Below are 16,183 nucleotides of genomic sequence, written 5' to 3'. Positions count from 1 at the left end.
AGGTTAAATTGAGTATTGTTGGACACGTCAAAAGGTTTTGGCGATTTCATAGTCTAATTATTGGTGCGTTTGGAATATGCGCATTTACGCTAGGCTGTGCTGTTCAGGAACCCGCTTATTACGAAGGTACTTGGGTGGTGACTAAGGCCTATAATGTAGGTGTTTCAGCTCACTCATCAATAGAGTCAGAAAAGTTCTTGGGTCGCTCGGTAACCTATGCTTCAGACTCGGCTAAACTCGATCAGGCATTCTGTGAGTCACCGGTGTATTCAACGAAAAATATCAGTAATCAAGATTTTTATGCTGCTTTTAAAGCCTCTCCATCATCGCTCGGCTTTAGCGACGACAAGATTACTGAAGTAAGTTTGTCGTGCCTTGATAATTCAGCAATCATGGGTTCTACACTCATTTTTCAGGAAGGTGGCAGCGCCTACACCTTGGTTGACGGTACGTTTTTAAAGCTGGAGAAAACGCTTTAAACGATGTTGTCTTTTTGCGCTTTCGCAACAAAATGACGACTTCCTTTGTTGAGTGATGGACGTTAAAAGCGCATAATATCCAACTGACTTTTGTGCATTGGAATAGGTTTCACTCGTGGCGTCTGCGTCTAAAAACGATAAGAATGTTGAAAAATTGAAGGTTCCACCTCATAGCATTGAGGCTGAGCAATCTGTTTTGGGCAGCATGCTTATTGACCCTGAAAGCTGGGACAAAGTCGCGGAGCTTGTTACCGATAACGATTTCTACAATCGCTCACACCAAATTATCTTTCGTGCTATCACTCGACTACTAAACAGTAGCCAGCCAATAGATCTTATAACAGTATCAGAAGAGCTGGAAAAGCATGATGAACTGGAAGATGCTGGTGGTTTTGCCTACTTAGGTGAACTTGCCAAAAACACGCCAAGTTCTGCGAACGTTGTGTCTTATGCGCAAATTATTAGTGAGCGCGCGATAACCCGAGAGCTTATTGGCGTGGCGCATGAAATAGCGGAAGTTGGGTACAACCCCGAAGGCCGTGACAGTGCAGACATTCTTGACCTGGCCGAAAGTAAAGTATTTGAAATTGCCGAACGAAGAACTGGTGAAAACGAAGGTCCTCGCGATGTCGAGTCTATCTTAGGGAAGACCATTGACCGTCTAGAAGAATTGGTGAAAACCAATAAAGATGTTACCGGTGTTACTACCGGCTTTACCGACCTAGACAAAATGACCAGTGGTATGCAGCCCTCTGACCTTATTATCGTGGCGGCTCGTCCATCGATGGGTAAGACCACCTTCGCCATGAACTTGATTGAAAACGCCATGATGGCAGAAGATAAACCTGTACTTGTTTTCAGTCTTGAGATGCCCTCAGAACAAATCATGATGCGTATGTTGGCGTCATTAAGCCGCGTTGACCAAACCAAAATTCGTACTGCACAGCTGGATGATGAAGATTGGGCACGTATCTCCAACACCATGGCTATGCTCAAAGACAAAGATTGTTTGTTTGTTGATGATTCATCAGGCCTTACACCAATGGACGTGCGAAGTCGCGCAAGAAAACTCGCTCGCGAACGCGGTGGAATCAGTCTAATCATGGTGGATTATCTTCAGTTGATGCGCGTACCTTCTCTTAGTGATAACCGAACATTGGAAATTGCAGAGATCTCTCGCTCATTGAAAGCATTGGCTAAAGAGCTTGAAGTGCCGGTAGTTGCCCTTTCACAGCTTAACCGTACGCTAGAACAACGCGCCGATAAACGTCCTGTAAACTCTGACCTTCGTGAGTCTGGCTCAATCGAGCAGGATGCCGACCTTATTATGTTTATTTATCGTGATGAGGTTTATCACGAAAACAGTGAGTATAAGGGCATTGCAGAGATTATTATTGGTAAACAGCGTAACGGCCCAATTGGTACCTGTCGACTTACGTTCCAAGGCCAATTCTCACGATTTGACAACTATGCAGGCCCTGCCATAGCCGACGAATATTAGCCCCTCTTATAGCGACTAAAGGCTTCGACTGCGGCCACGGTCTACATTTTAAGGGTTAACAAGTTAAAGTATTTCAGACACAAAAAAGGCGCCGTAAGGCGCCTTTTTCAATTCATATACAATGAATTACTTTTCTTCAGCTACTTTCACTGTGTCTTTAACTGTCACTGAAATGCGACGGTTAACACGGTGTGCTTCAGCATTCTTACCATTGTCTAGAAGCTGAGTTTCGCCGTAACCGATAGTCTCTAAACGAGAACCTTCGATACCGTACATGTCTACCATTACTTCTTTGAAGTTCGCAGCACGACGCTTAGAAAGGTCCATGTTGTAAGCTTCACTACCTGGTGCAGAAGTGTGACCTTCAATTACCGCAGTTGTTGAAGGATACTGCTTCATGAACTCAGCAAATTCAGAGATTTCTGGATCTTTTGGCATTTTAACTACAGCACTTTCGTTGTCGAATAGAACGCGTAGTGTGATTTCTACTGTCTCTTCGTCAAATACTGTACAACCTTTTGCATCAACTTTTACGCCAGCTGGTGTATCAGGGCACATATCTTTGCTGTCTACAACGCCGTCGTTGTCCGAATCTTTAATTGCACAGCCAGTTGCATCTACTTTAGTGCCAGCTGGAGTGTTAGGACACTGGTCAACGTTGTTTAGAACGCCATCGTTATCATCATCGATGCTACAACCATTTGCGTCAACACGAACACCCGCTGGTGTCATTGGGCACTGGTCTTTGCTGTCTACAACGCCATCGTTGTCGCTGTCTTTAGGCGCGGCAGGAGTGCCTTTACCAAATGGGATCGCGATACCAACTTTAACACTGTAGTCATTGTAATCTTCACCGAAGTCGTGATAAGCGGCGATTTCAGTAACAAGTTTAACATCTTCGTGGATGTCCCAGTGTTTACCGATACCGATGTTACCAAGCGTAGTTGATTCGCCTACTGCTTGACGCTTAACACCACCAAAAACGAACCATGCATCATTTGGCATGAAGTATAGTGCGTCAACACCAACCATTTCACCGCTTTCATCACCGCCGCCTGCATAATCAAGGTCTAGGGCTGTAAATTCAACACGAGCTGCCCAGCTTTGAGTAAAACGGAAACCGTATTCAAAAGCTACGCCACGACCATCGTCGTAAAGGCCGCCGTCAGTTAGATCTAACGGACGTGAGTCGTCAGTGTTGTAATACATGCCAGACAAACCAAACCAGTTTTTGTACTCTGGCTCAGAAGAGTCTTGTGCAAATGCATTAGTCGAAGAAATTACAGCAAGAGATAGCGCTGCCATTTTAAAGTGTTGTTTCATAGTCACATCCTGTTTAACGTTGAGTGATTATCGATTTTTGATAATTTTGTGTTGTGCTTAACGTTTAACGCTAGCACAAATTGTGCCATTTATAATATGGGTTAGGCTGCGATCCCTTGTAATGTGGCAATAATTGTTCGTCTTCCACCATGATCTCGGTGTTCGCCGAGCATGATACCCTGCCACGTGCCAAGTGCAAGCTTGCCTTGTTGGACAGGTATAGTAAGTTGACACCCTAGTATACTCGATTTTAAGTGAGCAGGCATATCATCTTTACCTTCATAAGTATGCCTGAAAAAAGAAAGCTCTTCTTTTACACTATGGTTGAAGAACGCTTCCATATCATGCCTCACTGTAGGGTCGGCATTTTCATTGATTGTCAAACTAGCACTTGTATGCTGAAGCCATAGGTGCAAAAGGCCGACTTCAACATGACGAATACTGGGTATTGCAGATTCCACCTGCTGTGTTATCAGGTGAAATCCTCTCGGGTAGCTGTCGAGTGTAATTTTTTCAGACTGCCAGAAATTATTTGTCAAAACAGATTTCCAAATGCGCTAATCCTTCGTCGCACATGAAAGGAAGAATAATTTTAGCACCATCAACCTGGTGACTAATCGTATGTTGCTTTCCTGATACAACGATGGGTGTTGCCATTCCAAACTCGTAACCCCGCTCAGCAAGGTCTCGTTTTGCGTTACCGCAAATCATGTTGGTAACTTCGCCAACCATGTCGCCTACTTCTGCATCAAGCTTCTCAGGGCGCTCGCCAACCATTCTCTCCATTATGGTCAGGGCCAAAGACTCGTCAAAAGTAATAGACATCGAGCCGCGAACGTCAGGGCCCACCATGCCAATTAGCCCCGATACATCGCCTTTGGCGATATCACTTTGTTTGCGCTTGGGCTTGCCAGGGGTCAATTTAGTTTGAGCCATGGTTTCAAGCACGTTCAAAAGACCAGCAATAAACGGGTTCACAAAATCAGCATTCATGTACACTCTCCTGGGCAGCGTGATCTTCCGTTTGTTGACAATCGGCACATAATCCATGGGCCTCTATAGTTTGTTTCGATACTTTGAATCCGTGTTGCTTTGCTTGGCTATCAAGGGTCTCTTGAAGACCTTCAGATTGAATTTCAGCAACATCACCACAGCTGTCACAAATTAGAAACTGAACAGGGTGGTTACAACCAAAATGATAGCAGGCCACAAACGCATTGGTAGACTCTAAACGGTGAATAAACCCAAAATCGAGAAGAAAATCAAGGGCGCGATAGACTGTCGCAGGTTTGGCACTAGACTCTGTTTCTTTCAGTGAGTCGAGTAGTTCATAAGCACCCATAGGGCCGTGCTTTGAAACAAGAATTTCGTACACCTTTTCTCTAAGCGGTGTGAATCTGGCGCCGCGTTGCTCGCAATAAGCCCGTGCCTTATGAATAAGTGTGGTTTTGTTCATTGATGATAACCGTAAACTCGACTTTCATTGTTATATTAAAGCGTCACTTCTGGATCACGTTTTTTAGTGTGTACATGAGCTATTAACTCATCTTCCAAGGAGAAACGCTCTTCTAATGTCTCACCAAGCTTGGCTAGCGCTGAGTCAAATTCAGCTGCCTGCTCGGGCGTTACTGCTTGTGCAAACGTATCATTAAATGCGAGTGCTGCGTCAGTGGTTTTTGTCAATCTGGGGTAAAGTTTATCTCGTAGTGCAAGGCCTTCATTGTCGTTTTCAACCAACATATCGAAAACCTCAAAGTGTCCTACCGACAAATAATCGAGTAATGCGCTGCAAAAGTTGTCTATTTCATCTGGGTCAGGTAAACACTCGCTTCGCTTGTTAATACCTGCTAGTTCACAGAAAGAAACTAACAGTGCCTGTCTGTCCATTAACCAGCGGTCAATAACCTGGCTTTTCCCGCCCCATTTTGATTTAACGCTTTCTAACTGTTGCAACATTTTGATGTGTTACCCGTTTAGCGACAATAAGTTTCAGTATAACACTGTGCACTAGCGACACAAATTTTGCGCGAAAAAGTTCGTTTCAAAATGTATGGTGGCGATCTATACGCTCAGTATTTAGTGTAGTATGAAGCATTAAAGAACAGGAGTGATGTGCAATGATGATAAAGTTGGATGAGGCGAAACTAGCTGCTCAGCAAGCCCTGTGGGTAGTTTTTAGTCGCGGCAAAATTGTAGTACAAGAATCGTCTGAGTCTATCCCCATTGCTTATCTGAGTGATATTCCATTTTTAGCATCTTATGTCGATGAAATTCATCAACTTCCGCCGCTCAATGAGACGGCGCATAGAGACCTGCCCGTATACGTCGTTGATTTGGGCGCTGAGCATGTTGAGGAACCCGGTTGGGAACGGGTATCGCTTAGACAGCTTCTTTTTGCCGAATACGATATAGCCTTTTCCGTTATTGGGCGAGCCTGGCAATACATCCTTTTCTTGCGTACTCATCAATTTTGCGGGCAATGTGGAGCCAAGACTGAACGCGTAGATTGGGAAATGGCAATGCATTGTCACCGCTGCCAACATCGCAGTTATCCAAGAGTGTCTCCCTGTATCATTGTTTCTATACACGACAGCGAAAAAATACTTTTGGCCAAAGGCGTTCGCCATCGAGAATCTAATATGTATTCAACTCTTGCTGGCTTTGTAGAAAGTGGTGAAAGTCTGGAGCAAGCGGTCCACAGAGAAGTTTTCGAAGAAGTTGGCGTTAAGGTTAAAAACTTGCGCTATTACAATAGTCAGCCATGGCCATTTCCACATTCCTTAATGGTCGGGTTTATTGCCGAGTATGACGAAGGGGAAATTCGTTGTCAGGAGAACGAGATAGATGATGCGCAATGGTTTGATATAGATGCGCTGCCGACTATTCCACCGAAAGTGTCTATTGCGGGACAATTAATTGCTGAAACGGTGTCTCTGATCGGCGACAAATAAAAAACCCTGCCGAGGCAGGGTTTCAATAAGTTTAGCACGGTCCCATGTAGGGCTTCTTTTCTTTAACGGTTATAGTAATAGCAAACACTCACTTTAAGTGCAAGCGTCTTTTTAAAGTAATGTTCAAGTATTGTTTGTCTTTAATAATCGACACTACACCGATTTGTCGTTAAAACATTGATTTTTTAATACAGGTTTTAGCACACCTTAGTTAAGAATACTGGTATACTTTCGCGCTCAAATATCTTCAGTAATTTAGGTGAGTTATATGTCGCAAAATTTCCCCAGTGTTGATAAGCCCGCGTTAAAGAACGATCGTTACTTACGTGCGTTACTTAAGCAGCCGGTTGATGTCACACCTGTATGGATGATGCGACAAGCCGGGCGCTACCTCCCAGAGTACAAAGCGACTCGTGCAGTAGCAGGCGATTTTATGTCGTTGTGCAAGAATGCAGAACTTGCATGTGAGGTGACGCTACAACCTTTACGTCGTTTTCCTCTCGACGCTGCAATTCTCTTTTCGGATATTTTGACCATTCCAGATGCGATGGGCCTCGGTCTTTACTTTGAAACAGGTGAAGGCCCTCGCTTTAAAAATCCAATCACGTGTAAAGCGGATGTGGATAAAATCGGCCTTCCTGATCCAGAAGGTGAACTACAGTACGTAATGAATGCCGTTCGTACTATTCGCCGTGAGCTTAAAGGTGAAGTGCCATTAATTGGTTTTTCTGGAAGCCCTTGGACACTCGCGACTTACATGATTGAAGGTGGTTCAAGTAAAGCCTTTACCAAAATCAAGAAAATGGCATTTGCTGAGCCAGCAACGCTTCATGCGTTACTAGCAAAACTGGCTGATTCTGTTACTGAGTATTTAAATGCTCAAATCGCTGCGGGCGCGCAGTCAGTCATGGTATTTGATACTTGGGGTGGCGTGTTATCTCCTCGTGACTACAAAGAATTCTCGCTTCAGTACATGGAGCGCATTGTAAGTGGGCTGACCCGTGAAAATGAAGGCCGTAAAGTACCTGTTACCTTGTTCACCAAAAACGGTGGCATGTGGCTAGAATCGATTGCGGCGACAGGCTGCGACGCAGTAGGTTTAGACTGGACTATCGACATTAAAGAAGCGCGTGCGCGCATTGGCGATAAAGTTGCACTTCAAGGTAATATGGATCCATCAATGCTGTATGCTCAACCGCAAAGAATTGAGCAAGAAGTGGCGTCCATTCTAGAAGGTTACGGTGAAGGTAGCGGTCACGTATTTAATTTAGGTCACGGTATCCATCTAGACGTACCACCTGAAAATGCAGGTGTGTTCGTTAATGCGGTACATGAACTTAGTAAGCAATATCACAAGTAAGCGACTTCGATAAAGGAAGTAAAATGAAAACGTGGCTTGTGTTGTTGCTGATAGCGTTTGCATTGATAGCAGGGTATAAATTTTCTGGCTATCAACACCAACTCAGTGAATCCAATGCAGATAAAGAGCGACTAACCAATGTGTTAGCGCGCTCTCGTGCCACCGAAACGAGTGAGCTGAAAGTTATTAAGCCCGCCGCCAAGTTGGTTTCAAATGAAACAGGTGCGGTGCTCTTGGATACAAGCGTTACGAAAAACGGCGAGATGAATGTTGCCCCCGTTGCTGAGAATGTCCAAATCATGGCGCCAGAGGTTTTCTACACTAAAACCGAAGGCTCACTCAATACGTTTTTTGCGCTGCCGCCTAACAACGAGCGCTTTGTTTTAGACTCGGTAAAATGTGAGAACGGACATTGCGAAATAACGGGTGAGTATGACGGTTCTGAAACTGAGCTGTCGCGAGTTATTGAAGCATTGGAACAGGAACCGTGGTGGGAATTCGGCTCGCCTATCATAACCACGCAAGTGGCACAGCGAGGCCTCAAACTTAACGTTTCTTTCGCCGCATCCCATTCGCCAAATGCTCGTGTGCGTTATCGGAATAGCACTCAGGCCGATTTAAACAGTCAGCTTGCCTCAGCGGGTTAACCCCAAAACATGTATATCGCCAATTGAATTCGCGGTATGCCTTATTCAAACGTGTACTGGCGTTAGGCGTCTCTTGGTAAACCTTTTTCAATTACGCGAATAAGCCGCGCTTGCTGCCTGTTTTTTGCATCAGACGCTTGTTGCTTCTCTTGCTGCCGCTTAAGAGCCCAATCAATATGTCTGTCCACCAAGTCACTCACGCTCCCTCGTCTTTCTTTCAAAAGCAGAGTGCTTTGTTCATCATACGGAGCGTTTCCTAACGCAACGGCAATATTACGCTGCCACTTCTCAAAGCCAATCCGCCTGATGGGAGAGCCTTCCGTATTGCGCAAGAAGGTTTCTTCAGACCAGCCGAAAAGCGCATTGAGACTTTGGCCGTGTAGCACTTGTCGCGGGTGGAAATCTTCTTCACTGGTAACATCGGCAAAGCGATTCCAAGGGCAAACAAGTTGGCAATCGTCACAGCCATAAATGCGATTGCCCATCATGGGGCGCAAATCTTCGGGAATATCTTTGTCTGATTCAATGGTGAGATAGGAAATACAGCGACGGGCATCTACTTTATAAGGCGCAACAATTGCATTGGTCGGGCAGATGGTTAGACACGCCGTGCAGGTGCCGCAACCCTCTTCAATTGGTGAGTCAGTAGGTAATGGCAAATTGATGAACAGCTCACCTAAGAAGAACCAAGAGCCGGCTTCTTTGTTGAGTGTCAGGCTGTGTTTCCCCGTCCAGCCAATACCCGCTTTTTCAGCAATAGCGTGTTCCAACACGGGGGCTGAGTCTACAAACGGGCGATATTGGGTATGCGCCAAGGATGCGGTGATTTTCTCTCCCAATTGCTTCAGACGTTTGCGCAGCACTTTGTGGTAGTCACGGCCCAATGCATAGCGGCTGATGTATCCTATTTCTGGCTTTTTTAAATGCTTAGCAAACGAGGCGTCAGGAGGTAAGTAGTTCATGCGAACGCTGATAACCCGTAATGTCCCTGGGACCAACTCATCAGGCCGGGCACGCTTCATCCCATGACTCTCCATAAAGGCCATGTCACCGTGATACCCATTGTCTAACCATTCTTGAAGGTGTGCCTCGTGCTGATGTAGATCAATATCGCTGATGCCAACCTGCTGAAAGCCTAGCGCTGTACCCCAAGCCTTGATATTGTTGGTTAATTCAACAAGGTCGATAGAACTAAATTCGGACATGTGCTCATGCTAGATACTCAATTAACGTCAAGTTTATCATACAAATTATTTCGGGCCGATCAGGTTAGGGAAAATGAGGGACAAGCCGCCGCGGATTCGGGCTGCGATATGTTCACATTGATGCAACGAGCTGGCGATGTGGTATTTAAGCAGTGTCTTGAGCTTATGCCAAACTCAGATGTTTACTTAGTGCTGGTGGGCCAAGGTAACAATGCGGGTGACGGCTACATTGCAGCAATAAACGCAAAACTTGCGGGTAAACAAGTGCATTTATGTGCGGTTGAGCCTGAACGTACGCTGGAAGGTGATGCTGGCAAAGCACAGCAGCGCTGGCTCGATTCAGGAGGCAGTATCAATGGGTTTGACGCTGCGCTCCTCGAGAAGTCCGACGTAGTGATTGATGCGCTTCTTGGTACAGGTATTAATAGCTATATTCGCAATGAGTTTGCAGACATCATTGATGCGGTGAATGCGTCATCAACACCGGTAGTAAGCGTTGATGTGCCGTCAGGGCTTGATGCAAATACAGGACAGAGCCTGGGACGATGTGTTCAGGCTGATATCACCGTTACTTTTGTAGGCATTAAGCCGGGGCTTGTTACTGGTGCGGGTAAACAATCGTGCGGTAAGTTAGTGTATGCGGATTTGGGTATCGGCAAAGCGTTCCAAGCATTAGCCAAAGCGAGCGCGACCATGCTAAATATCGACCACTTTAAAGGTATGGGGCCACGGGAGATTAACAGTCATAAAGGGACTTATGGTCGACTGTTGTGCATTGGCGGTAACCGCGGAACAGCAGGTGCCATTCGACTCGCCAGTGAAGCCGCCCTGAGAGGCGGTGCGGGCATGGTACGCGTGTATACCCATGAGTCGTCAGTCGTTCAGGTCAGTGCAGGCAGACCTGAACTCATGGTCACCGACTTTAATTTGGAAGATGCATTAGCTTGGGCAACCTGTGTGGTTATTGGACCGGGTCTTGGGCAAGATGAATGGGCAGAAAGCGCATTTGAAACCACCATGAAGCACTGTCAAAGCCAAAATAAGCCTGTGGTCATTGATGCTGACGCGCTAAATCTGTTGTGTCAGCAGTCAACCGCGTACACCTTGTCTGACAGTATTTTAACCCCTCACGCGGGCGAAGCTGCGCGTTTACTCGGTGTTTCTATTGATGATGTAGAAAGCGACCGTTTTAACTACGCAAGGCAGTGCTCACAGCGATACCATGCGGTCTGTGTACTAAAAGGGGCGGGCACGCTTATCGACAATGAAAAGAAAACCTGGGTTTGCCGTCACGGTAATCCAGGTATGGCTACCGCAGGAAGCGGTGATGTATTAAGCGGAATATTGGGCGCGTTGCTCGCGCAAGGCGTAGAAACAGATATTGCAGCGAAATATGGTGTAGTGCTTCATGCTAAGGCTGGCGATGATATTGCCCAACTGTATGGTCAACGTGGTATGATAGCGAGCGATTTGTTTGACGCAGTACGTGCGCTTATAAACCACTAGTTAGCGTGGTTTTGTCTTGAACGGGCAGGCATCTACTGTGTTATTCGGCTTTCTATTACTGTGGAATATTGTTGATGTCTTACCCGCATACCTCTTTTTTTGCTAATGAAGTAGATGATACTGCGCAGCTTGCCAGAGATTTAGCGCAGGCTGTTTCGAGTCAACTACCTACCGATGCTGTTATTTATTTAAACGGCGACTTAGGTGCAGGGAAAACGACATTTAGCCGATATTTCATTCAATCTTTAGGTCATTCAGGTAGCGTTAAAAGTCCAACCTATACATTGGTTGAACCTTATGAGTTGGATGGCGTCAATATCTATCACTTCGACCTGTATCGCTTAGCCGACCCAGAAGAGTTAGAGTTCATGGGAATTCGCGATTACTTTGGTTCGGGCGCTATCGCGCTTATTGAATGGTCGGAAAAAGGGGGCGAATACTTGGCATCCCCAGACTTAGTGATTAGTATAAATATTACGCCATCGGGTAGGCAGTTTAATTTGGAAGCAAAAAGTGCCCACGGTGCGAAATTGCTTCAGCAATGCAAGCGCGTTTAGCGCAAATGCGAAATGAAAGAAAAACTGAATAAATAGCCGCTCCGGAGTTGACGAGAGCAGCATAACAATAACAGAAAGGCTAATTATGGTGCGCAGTATAGTTTCGGTATTATTATTGTGTTTCGTCGTGCAATTCGCACACGGTGCGCAAAATAACATCGACGGGGTTAGGATATGGCCGTCGCCGGACAATACGCGCGTTGTTTTCGATATGAAATCAGCGCCAGAGTTCACCTATTTTACACTTAAAAATCCGCTTCGGCTTGTCATCGATCTTAACAACACCAGCGACACCGCTAAGCTTTCTGGCATTGAAAACAGCGGTGATTTGATTAAAAAGCTGCGCTACTCCACACCGAAAAACAAATCATCTGCCAGAGTGGTTGTTGAGCTCAATAGAAATACCAAGCCTTCGTTATTTGCAGTAACCCCCGATGGTGCTTACGGACACAGGCTGGTTGTCGATTTACCAGATAGCGCGCCGAAGCCGTCGCCAACGTTATCAGCGTCGGCATCAACTGGCTCTGTCGTTATTGATGATTCTACCAGTGCCCGAGACCGAGACATTATCGTCGCCATCGACGCCGGGCATGGTGGACATGACCCAGGTTCAATCGGTCCGGCTGGTACCTATGAAAAGCACATCACCCTGAGTATCGCCAAAAAACTGGAAGACATGATAAACCGGGAGCGAGGTATGCGCGCCATCATGACTCGTGGCGATGATTATTATGTTTCTCCTAATCGACGTCCTGAAATTGCGCGCGAGAAAAAAGCCGATTTGCTTATTTCCATCCACGCCGATGCGTTTAGTCAGCCTCAACCGCGAGGTGGTTCGGTGTGGGTACTATCCATGCGAAGAGCAGACACTGAATTAGGCCGCTGGCTAGAGAAATCTGAACGTCACTCTGAATTACTCGGTGGTGCAGCTGAAGTGATCAATGATAAATCAAGCGAGCGATATCTTACTGAAACCATACTGGGTTTATCGATGGATCACAGCATGGCGACCAGCCACGATTTAGGTAATAAAGTGGTTGAAGAGCTAAAGCAGGTGACCAGTCTGCATAAAAGAAAACCACAAGCCGCCAGTTTTGCAGTTTTGACCGCGCCTGACATCCCCTCTATTTTGGTCGAAGTCGGTTTCATTTCTAATCCGCAAGAAGAGAAGAATCTGAACTGGTCTAAACATCGCGAACGCTTAGCGAATGCCATGTTTAATGCGACTAAGCGTTACTTCAAGCAAGTTCCCCCTGATGGTACACTGTGGGCACAAGAAAGGGCGAACAACCGAACGCACAAAGTAAGAAGCGGCGAGTCGCTCTCGTTATTAGCACAGCGTTACAATGTAAAAGTAAGCAGCATCAAAGCAGCGAATGATCTTTCAAGTGATGTTGTACGCGTAGGGCAGGTCCTAAATATTCCGAGAACATAAACCAAGGTTTTGTTTCATCGGCTTTTTCAGCACTCATAGCACTTACATATCGTATCGCCACGAATCCATATAGTTAATATCATAGGGTAGTCCTTTGCCTATACAGCTTTTATCTCCCCAACTTGCAAACCAGATTGCCGCTGGTGAAGTGGTTGAGCGCCCCGCGTCTGTGGTTAAAGAATTACTAGAAAACAGCCTTGATGCTGGTGCCACCAAAATAGAAGTCGATATTGAAAAAGGTGGCCACAAACGCATTCGAATAAAAGACAATGGGTCAGGCATTGTCAAAAGTGAACTGCAGCTGGCATTAAGTCGCCATGCAACCAGCAAAATCACCACTCTGGATGACTTAGAACAAATTCTCTCTCTTGGCTTTCGTGGCGAAGCGCTGGCCAGTATTAGCTCGGTAAGCCGGTTAACACTGACATCGCGCACTGAGTCTCAAGGTGAGGCGTGGCAGGCCTATTGTGAGGGTAGGGAAATGGCGGTAAATATCCAGCCAGCGGCCCACCCTGTTGGCACCACAATTGACGTGGCAGATCTGTTTTACAACACGCCAGCAAGACGTAAGTTTTTACGCACCGAAAAAACCGAATTTCAGCATATTGAAGAAGTCATAAAACGCATAGCACTGAGCTATCCCAAGGTTTCATTTGTTTTAAAACACAACGATAAAGTAGCAAAGCGCTTTATCGCCGACAAAGCAGGCAGTTTAGCCACCCGAATTGGCGCTGTGGTTGGACAAAAGTTTGTTCAAAACGCCGTACATATTAGTACTGAGTATGAAGGTCTTCACATTGATGCTTGGCTAGGTAATGAGGCCATGCTTCGCAGCAGTAATGATTGCCAGTTCAGTTTTGTTAACGGCAGAGGCATGCGAGATAAGCTTATTATGCACGCTATTCGCCAAGCGTACGAAAGCGTTTGGGGTGTGGTGGAGCAACCAAGCTTTGTGGTGTACTTAACGGTTAACCCTAAAGATGTGGATGTAAATGTTCATCCCGCCAAGCATGAGGTGAGGTTTCAACAAGGCAGATTGGTACACGACTTTATCTGTAAAACCGTGAGTGATGCGCTGCATGCCATGACCGACGAACAGCCTTTATCAGGAATGGACGCAAGCCGTCCTTCGGGCTCAGATTTCATGTCTTCTCAGGTAGAACACGATTACATTAGGCCTTTACAGAATCAAACGTCGGATAATGCACAGGCGTTCAACGAGTCTTCTCGTTACTCGACGGGGGGAATCTCGCAAGGCGCGCCACAGTCTTATGGGCAATTTACAGGCAGTCCAAGAAATACATCCTCGGGAAGTGCCAGTGGTGGACGAAGTGGTGGCGCTGCACATAAGCAAAGTCGAGGGCCAAGTGCGGCATATCAGTCAAATTACAATGCGTTAATGACGCCAAATAGCGACATTATTAACAACAATGCAGACCCGATGCCCGTTGCAGAGCACGTTAATCTAACTTCCCAGTGTAGAATTTACCCAAAATCAGAAAAAATTTACCTTCTTTGTGCAACTAAAGTTGCAAGTATCTGGTTAAGCGAACTATTTTTAAAAGCGCAGCATGGACAACCGTTGTTAATGCCCGTTGCTGTTTCGCTCAATAATGTCAATGAGCAACTGGTTACACTGCTAAACGACGCGCATTTTGAAGTGAATAAAGTGGCTGGCAAATATCGGCTGCAACAGGTGCCGGCCGGCACCAGGCACTTGCCGTGGCTCAAGTGGTTTGAATACTTCTTATTAGTTGAACTAAATGATGAAGTAAATTCACTTGATGATGCCGTAAAATCATTGGTTTTGCCTGAACATGTTTTAGATGAAGAGACATCAAATGCGCTGTGGTACTGGTTGGATCAGCAGAGCGAAGTGAAACAATGGGAAATTATTGAGCAATTTGCTAAAGTGCGCCCCTTAAATTCAGTGCTAGATGTATGGGGAGAATAAGGTGTCCAATGGCATAAATTCTGCATTGCCAGTAATAGCAATTATGGGCCCCACGGCATCAGGCAAGACAGGCTTGGCGCTTGATATAGCGGCCAAGGTTGAAAGCGAAGTAATTAGTGTTGATTCAGCCCTTGTTTATAAAGGTATGGACATCGGCACTGCGAAGCCAACGCAGGAAGAGCAAGCAGGTGTAGTACATCATCTAATTGATATTATCGACCCTGCACAAAGCTATTCGGTGTCGCAATTTGTAAACGACACTAATGCGCTAATTGGCGATATTTTAGCGCGTGGCAAGGTGCCAATTTTGGCTGGAGGTACAATGATGTACTTTAATGCCTTGATAAATGGAATTTCGCCACTACCTAAGTCAGATGAAAAGATACGGGACGAAATAACACAGCAGGCACAACGCTTGGGTTGGTCTAAATTACACGATGAATTACGTGGTGTAGACCCAATTAGTGGTGAGAGAATTCACCCCAACGACCCACAGCGAATTACCCGTGCGCTGGAAGTGTATAGAAGTACCGGCAAGACGTTGACACATTGGCAACAACAAGAGGGTGAAAAGTGCCCTTATAACATTGCACAATTTGCCATAGCGCCCGCAGACAGGGCAGTGTTGCACGAACGTATAGCGACCCGCTTTGATTTGATGTTGGAGCAAGGGTTTGAGAATGAAGTAGTAAAGCTCTACGAACGCAGTGATCTTCATGAAGATTTGCCTTCTATTCGTTCGGTAGGGTACAGACAGATGTGGCAGTACCTAGACGGCCAATTGAGTTACGCAGAAATGCGTGAAAGAGGCATTATCGCTACAAGGCAGCTCGCCAAGCGTCAGCTCACGTGGTTACGGGGCTGGGAGCAGGTTACATGGCTAGACACATTTGCTAACGATAATTTGACTAAAATTACAGCGAAAGTCACACTTTAAATGTTTGAGTGTGGTATATATTAGACGTGCAGTGATAGTGAAATTCCTATCACGAATAATAAAAACTAAGGATATCAAATGGCTAAAGGGCAATCTTTACAAGACCCATTCTTGAACGCTTTGCGTAAGGAACGTATTCCAGTATCAATTTATCTGGTAAACGGTATTAAACTTCAGGGACAGGTTGAATCTTTCGACCAGTTCGTAATTTTACTGAAGAACACAGTAAGCCAAATGGTGTATAAGCACGCGATTTCTACTGTTGTTCCAGCACGCGCTATCACAATGCCTAGCGCAGGAGATTCTGAAAATACTAAAGGTGAATAAT

The 16,183-nt window shown here is 45.8% G+C and carries 17 protein-coding genes; 11 read left to right on the top strand and 6 right to left on the bottom strand.

Features of this window, described 5'->3' with window-relative positions; genetic code table 11:
- Positions 1-8: 8 nt before the first annotated feature.
- Together MASE_RS17880 and dnaB are read left to right on the top strand one after the other, a co-directional pair.
- Positions 9-479, top strand: coding sequence for a hypothetical protein (locus tag MASE_RS17880; RefSeq protein ID WP_014951108.1), 471 nt, complete (start codon positions 9-11; stop codon positions 477-479).
- Positions 480-594: 115 nt separating this feature from the next.
- Positions 595-1,980: a replicative DNA helicase gene (dnaB, locus tag MASE_RS17875; protein ID WP_014951107.1), complete on the top strand. Its 1,386-nt coding sequence runs from the start codon at positions 595-597 to the stop codon at positions 1,978-1,980.
- Positions 1,981-2,106: 126 nt separating this feature from the next.
- On the opposite strand, the gene MASE_RS17870 is transcribed toward dnaB, so the two are convergent.
- The 5 genes from MASE_RS17870 to MASE_RS17850 all read right to left on the bottom strand — a co-directional run bounded on the left by MASE_RS17870 (position 2,107) and on the right by MASE_RS17850 (position 5,259).
- Positions 2,107-3,303 carry an OmpA family protein gene (locus tag MASE_RS17870; protein WP_014951106.1) on the bottom strand — a complete coding sequence of 399 codons (1,197 nt, stop codon included), beginning with the start codon at positions 3,301-3,303 and terminating at the stop codon, positions 2,107-2,109.
- 101 nt (positions 3,304-3,404) lie between these two features.
- Entirely contained in the window at positions 3,405-3,842 is a 438-nt protein-coding gene (locus MASE_RS17865) for a secondary thiamine-phosphate synthase enzyme YjbQ (RefSeq protein ID WP_014951105.1), read from the bottom strand.
- Positions 3,832-4,296 (bottom strand): chemotaxis protein CheX, encoded by a 465-nt coding sequence (locus tag MASE_RS17860; RefSeq protein WP_014951104.1) that lies wholly within the window; start codon positions 4,294-4,296, stop codon positions 3,832-3,834. Before MASE_RS17860 ends, MASE_RS17865 begins: the two co-directional genes overlap by 11 nt.
- Positions 4,286-4,759: a transcriptional repressor gene (locus MASE_RS17855; protein WP_014951103.1), complete on the bottom strand. Its 474-nt coding sequence runs from the start codon at positions 4,757-4,759 to the stop codon at positions 4,286-4,288. Before MASE_RS17855 ends, MASE_RS17860 begins: the two co-directional genes overlap by 11 nt.
- A gap of 35 nt (positions 4,760-4,794) precedes the next feature.
- A complete protein-coding gene (locus MASE_RS17850) occupies positions 4,795-5,259 on the bottom strand; it encodes an Rsd/AlgQ family anti-sigma factor (protein WP_014951102.1) in 465 nt (154 codons plus the stop codon).
- 161 nt (positions 5,260-5,420) lie between these two features.
- Between MASE_RS17850 and nudC the strand changes: the two genes are divergently transcribed.
- The 3 genes from nudC (at position 5,421) to MASE_RS17835 (ending at position 8,261) form a co-directional block, all read left to right on the top strand.
- The gene (gene nudC, locus MASE_RS17845) at positions 5,421-6,254 is read left to right on the top strand and encodes an NAD(+) diphosphatase (protein WP_014951101.1); all 834 of its coding nucleotides are present in this window, start codon (positions 5,421-5,423) and stop codon (positions 6,252-6,254) included.
- Positions 6,255-6,522: 268 nt separating this feature from the next.
- Positions 6,523-7,614 carry a uroporphyrinogen decarboxylase gene (gene hemE / locus MASE_RS17840; RefSeq protein ID WP_014951100.1) on the top strand — a complete coding sequence of 364 codons (1,092 nt, stop codon included), beginning with the start codon at positions 6,523-6,525 and terminating at the stop codon, positions 7,612-7,614.
- Positions 7,615-7,637: 23 nt separating this feature from the next.
- Complete coding sequence (locus MASE_RS17835) at positions 7,638-8,261, top strand: hypothetical protein (protein ID WP_014951099.1); 624 nt, start codon at positions 7,638-7,640, stop codon at positions 8,259-8,261.
- A gap of 62 nt (positions 8,262-8,323) precedes the next feature.
- Here the strand turns inward: MASE_RS17835 and queG are convergent, their stop codons facing one another.
- Complete coding sequence (queG, locus tag MASE_RS17830; protein ID WP_014951098.1) at positions 8,324-9,466, bottom strand: tRNA epoxyqueuosine(34) reductase QueG; 1,143 nt, start codon at positions 9,464-9,466, stop codon at positions 8,324-8,326.
- A gap of 6 nt (positions 9,467-9,472) precedes the next feature.
- Here queG and MASE_RS17825 point away from each other — a divergent pair, with 6 nt between their 5' ends.
- The 6 genes from MASE_RS17825 (at position 9,473) to hfq (ending at position 16,182) form a co-directional block, all read left to right on the top strand.
- A complete protein-coding gene (locus MASE_RS17825; RefSeq protein ID WP_014951097.1) occupies positions 9,473-10,972 on the top strand; it encodes a bifunctional ADP-dependent NAD(P)H-hydrate dehydratase/NAD(P)H-hydrate epimerase in 1,500 nt (499 codons plus the stop codon).
- 74 nt (positions 10,973-11,046) lie between these two features.
- Entirely contained in the window at positions 11,047-11,529 is a 483-nt protein-coding gene (tsaE, locus tag MASE_RS17820; RefSeq protein ID WP_014951096.1) for a tRNA (adenosine(37)-N6)-threonylcarbamoyltransferase complex ATPase subunit type 1 TsaE, read from the top strand.
- Between the two features lie 85 nt (positions 11,530-11,614).
- Complete coding sequence (locus MASE_RS17815) at positions 11,615-12,964, top strand: N-acetylmuramoyl-L-alanine amidase (RefSeq protein ID WP_014951095.1); 1,350 nt, start codon at positions 11,615-11,617, stop codon at positions 12,962-12,964.
- Positions 12,965-13,058: 94 nt separating this feature from the next.
- A complete protein-coding gene (gene mutL, locus MASE_RS17810; RefSeq protein ID WP_014951094.1) occupies positions 13,059-14,918 on the top strand; it encodes a DNA mismatch repair endonuclease MutL in 1,860 nt (619 codons plus the stop codon).
- A 43-nt stretch (positions 14,919-14,961) separates the two neighbouring features.
- Positions 14,962-15,855: a tRNA (adenosine(37)-N6)-dimethylallyltransferase MiaA gene (miaA, locus tag MASE_RS17805; protein ID WP_051129072.1), complete on the top strand. Its 894-nt coding sequence runs from the start codon at positions 14,962-14,964 to the stop codon at positions 15,853-15,855.
- Positions 15,856-15,933: 78 nt separating this feature from the next.
- Entirely contained in the window at positions 15,934-16,182 is a 249-nt protein-coding gene (gene hfq / locus MASE_RS17800) for an RNA chaperone Hfq (RefSeq protein WP_014951092.1), read from the top strand.
- Position 16,183: the final 1 nt, after the last annotated feature.

Source organism: Alteromonas macleodii ATCC 27126 (assembly GCF_000172635.2).
Classification (GTDB): Bacteria; Pseudomonadota; Gammaproteobacteria; order Enterobacterales; family Alteromonadaceae; genus Alteromonas; species Alteromonas macleodii.
The sequence above is the reverse complement of the archived record's forward strand: the minus strand, read 5'-3'. Positions and strand labels throughout refer to the sequence as shown.

What these genes read in the sequence shown, in the direction of transcription:
- miaA (WP_051129072.1), top strand. Translation starts at nt 14,962, where the DNA reads ATGGGCCCCACGGCATCAGGCAAGACAGGCTTGGCGCTTGATATAGCG.
- MASE_RS17815 (WP_014951095.1), top strand. Translation starts at nt 11,615, where the DNA reads ATGGTGCGCAGTATAGTTTCGGTATTATTATTGTGTTTCGTCGTGCAA.
- nudC (WP_014951101.1), top strand. Translation starts at nt 5,421, where the DNA reads ATGATGATAAAGTTGGATGAGGCGAAACTAGCTGCTCAGCAAGCCCTG.
- MASE_RS17825 (WP_014951097.1), top strand. Translation starts at nt 9,473, where the DNA reads ATGCTAGATACTCAATTAACGTCAAGTTTATCATACAAATTATTTCGG.
- MASE_RS17860 (WP_014951104.1), bottom strand. Translation starts at nt 4,296, where the DNA reads ATGAATGCTGATTTTGTGAACCCGTTTATTGCTGGTCTTTTGAACGTG.
- queG (WP_014951098.1), bottom strand. Translation starts at nt 9,466, where the DNA reads ATGTCCGAATTTAGTTCTATCGACCTTGTTGAATTAACCAACAATATC.
- MASE_RS17850 (WP_014951102.1), bottom strand. Translation starts at nt 5,259, where the DNA reads ATGTTGCAACAGTTAGAAAGCGTTAAATCAAAATGGGGCGGGAAAAGC.
- hfq (WP_014951092.1), top strand. Translation starts at nt 15,934, where the DNA reads ATGGCTAAAGGGCAATCTTTACAAGACCCATTCTTGAACGCTTTGCGT.
- tsaE (WP_014951096.1), top strand. Translation starts at nt 11,047, where the DNA reads ATGTCTTACCCGCATACCTCTTTTTTTGCTAATGAAGTAGATGATACT.
- hemE (WP_014951100.1), top strand. Translation starts at nt 6,523, where the DNA reads ATGTCGCAAAATTTCCCCAGTGTTGATAAGCCCGCGTTAAAGAACGAT.
- MASE_RS17855 (WP_014951103.1), bottom strand. Translation starts at nt 4,759, where the DNA reads ATGAACAAAACCACACTTATTCATAAGGCACGGGCTTATTGCGAGCAA.
- MASE_RS17835 (WP_014951099.1), top strand. Translation starts at nt 7,638, where the DNA reads ATGAAAACGTGGCTTGTGTTGTTGCTGATAGCGTTTGCATTGATAGCA.
- MASE_RS17870 (WP_014951106.1), bottom strand. Translation starts at nt 3,303, where the DNA reads ATGAAACAACACTTTAAAATGGCAGCGCTATCTCTTGCTGTAATTTCT.